This is a genomic window from Brevundimonas sp., assembly GCF_036677305.1.
Lineage (GTDB): Bacteria > Pseudomonadota > Alphaproteobacteria > Caulobacterales > Caulobacteraceae > Brevundimonas.
In genome coordinates, this window is the sequence record NZ_JAKFEB010000009.1 from 1 (window position 1) to 3,021 (window position 3,021).

Annotated in this window: 3 protein-coding genes; all 3 read left to right on the plus strand. The window is 71.6% G+C overall.

The features are described from left to right. The first annotated feature begins 267 nt into the window (after positions 1–267). Entirely contained in the window at positions 268–1,290 is a 1,023-nt protein-coding gene (locus V6M42_RS00300) for a UbiA family prenyltransferase (RefSeq protein WP_332676375.1), read from the plus strand. After that, complete coding sequence (locus tag V6M42_RS00305) at positions 1,287–2,105, plus strand: RsiV family protein (RefSeq protein ID WP_332676377.1); 819 nt, start codon at positions 1,287–1,289, stop codon at positions 2,103–2,105. The genes V6M42_RS00300 and V6M42_RS00305 overlap by 4 nt, the downstream gene beginning before the upstream one ends. Positions 2,106–2,128: 23 nt before the next feature. Next, positions 2,129–3,021: DUF3298 and DUF4163 domain-containing protein (locus V6M42_RS00310; protein WP_332676379.1), on the plus strand; the 893-nt coding region annotated here is incomplete at its 3' end.

The window sequence follows — 3,021 nt, forward strand, 5'->3', positions numbered from 1 at the left end:
CGGGACCTCTGCGGCGCATGACGCCGCAAGTCTCCCCCCGGCCGGTCTCCGCAAGGAGCCGTCCGGGCGTCGGCAAGGCCCGAACAGGGCCGGCGGCCGGCACGCGCGTGGAAAACGACGACGTGGGGCGGTCTGTCTCGTCGAAACGGTAAAACTACAACAGCACCGGGCGAGGCCCGGTCGCCCCGCACCCTCCCCGACCCGCTTCCCCGAAGCGGCGATAACTCATGCCTTCTCCCCCACCGTCCGACAGGCTATCTCCGACGCATGACCTCCGCCCCGCTTCCCGACGCCGGTTCGAACTGGGTGGACCGCCACGCGCCGGAAGGCCTCAAGCCCTGGCTCAAGCTCGGCCGCTTCGACCGTCCCGTCGGCATCTGGCTGTTGCTCATCCCGGGCTGGCAGGGGATCGCCCTGGCCTGGGCGTCGGGCGCGGCCGGGCCGGCGGACGAGGGCTTCCTGCTGAGGCACGCCCTCACCCTCGCCGTGCTCTTCGCCCTCGGCGCCTGCCTGATGCGGGCGGCGGGCTGCGCCTTCAACGACATCGTCGACCGCAAGATCGACCGGCAGGTGGCCCGCACCGCCTCCCGCCCCGTCGCCTCCGGCCGGATCGGCGTCAGCCACGCCGGCATCTTCGTCGTCGTCTGCAGCTTCATCAGTCTGCAGATCCTGCTGGCGATGAACTGGACCACGGTCATGCTGGGGATCGGGTCGCTGGCCCTGGTCGCCGCCTACCCCTTCATGAAGCGGATCACATGGTGGCCCCAGGCCTGGCTCGGCCTGACCTTCAACTGGGGCGCCCTGATGGGCTTCGCCGCCTTCACCAGCGCCTTCCCCTGGTCCGGCATGCCCGCCTTCTGGCGCACCGGGATCAGCGTGTTCCACGCCCACGCCGGCCTGCCCGGCCACCTCACCCTGGCGGCCGTCCTCCTCTACCTCGGCGGCGTCTTCTGGACCCTCGGCTACGACACCATCTACGCCCTGCAGGACATCGAGGACGACGCCATGGTGGGCGTGAAATCCTCGGCCCGCAGGCTTGGTTCGAACGTGCCGCGCGGGGTCGCCGTCTCCTACGCCCTCGCCGTCGCCTGCGCCGCCGCCGCCGGCTGGACGGCCCATCTCGGCCCGCTCTACTGGCTCGGCCTCGCCGCCTGTGCCCTGCATCTCGCCTGGCAGGCGCGCCGCGTCCGCACCGACGACCCCGCCCTCGCCCTGCGCCTGTTCAAGTCCAACCGCGACGCCGGCCTGATCCTGCTGGCCGCCATCGGCCTGGGAGCCCTGACCCTGTGACCCGCGCCTTCCGCATCCTCATGGCGTCGGCGATGCTGCTCGTCGCCGCCTGCGCCTCGCCGCCGCCGCCGCCGACGGCGCCCGCCGAATTCCAGCCGATCGCCTACAAGCTTGAAGATGGTCGCATGACCACCGAGCTCACGCTCGACCCGGCCCTGCGCGCCCATCCCGAACTGCGCGCCCGCCTTTATGACGACGGCATGATCGCCATCCGCGAGTTCGAGGCCGATGTCCGCAGGGCCCGGGCCGAGGAAGGCGGCGAGCTCGATTATAATATGGACCTGACCCTGCGCTGGGACGCGCCCGTCGAGACGGCGGGTCTGGTCAGCGCCGACGGCCTGGTCTGGTCCTTCACCGGCGGCGCCCATGGCAATCCCGGCTTCCACGCCATCCTGTGGGACCGCCGGAACCTGCGCGAGGTGAAACCGGCCGACCTGTTCCGCCCCGGCGCCGACTTGTCGAAACTGGACCGCGCCCTGTGCGATTCCATCAATGCCGCCAAGGCCGCACGCGGCGGCGACCAGGCCTGGGATCCGGCCCCGTATCCGGGCGAGCAGGGCGACGGCATCTGGGTCTGCCCGGTTGCGCTCGACACGCCCTTCTCCCTCGCCCCCGGCGACACGGCGGGCAAGGCCGGCGGCCTGGTCTTTCTGATCGATCCCTATGTGGTCGGACCCTACGCCGAGGGCGTCTACACGGCCGTGGTGCCCGCAGCCGCCTTCGCCGCCCTGCTCTCGCCCGAATGGGCCGGTCAGTTCGGCGGCGAACCTTCGCCGGAATACCTTGACCGGCTTCGCGCCGAACAAGCACGATGATCGCGACGCCCCGGGAGACACGCATGACCTCGATCGCCAGGCCGACCATCCGGCTTCTGCTCCTGACCGCCGCCCTCGCGACGACCCTCGCCGCCTGCAACCGCGACCGCGAACCCGAGGCGGCCGCACCGCCCGCGCCGGCGCCGGGCGCCGTCGTCACCCCAGCGGACGCCGCCGCCCCCATGGCCTTCGAGAGCAAGACGCCCTGGGCCGACGTCAGCCTGACCCTGCCCGCCGGCATCAAGCCCCAGGGCGACCTGCACGCCCGCCTCTATGCCGAGGAGGTGCGCCGCCTGCGCCAGTTCGCCGAGGGCGCCCAGGGCGAACTGACCGAGGCCGGGGCCGAGACCGACCGGCCCAAATACCAGAAGGCGATCACCATCACGGTCGCCGCCGAAACCGCCAAACTGCTCAGCCTCAAGCGCTCCGATTTCGACTATTCGGGCGGCGCCCATCCCAACACCCTCGCCGACGGCCTGCTGTGGGACAAGGCGCTCAAGCGCCGGATCGGCCTGGCCGACCTGTTCGGCAAGGAGGCGAACCTGACCATTCTCGACCAGGCCCTGTGCTCGGCGATCAACACCGCCAAGCGCGCCCGCGTCCCCGGCAGCGCCGGCGTGACCCTGGGCGGCGGCGACAAGATCTTTTCCTGCCCGCGCGCCGCCGACACCCCGTTCGTGCTGACCGCCGGCGACACTCCGGGCAAGGCGGCGGGCCTGACCTTCCTGATCGGCCCCTACCAGGTCGGCCCCTATGTCGAGGGAGCCTATGAGATCGCCATTCCGGCCGCGGTCTTCCGGTCCCTGCTGACGACCGCCTACAGCAGCGAGTTCGGCGGCCAGCTGGTGAAGGCCGGGGACGTCACCCCGGCCCTCCCGCCGATCCTTCAGCCGAAGCCCGCGCCCGCCGCTCAGTC

Coding starts and splice junctions, on each gene's coding strand:
- V6M42_RS00300 (WP_332676375.1), top strand. CDS start 268: ATGACCTCCGCCCCGCTTCCCGACGCCGGTTCGAACTGGGTGGACCGC.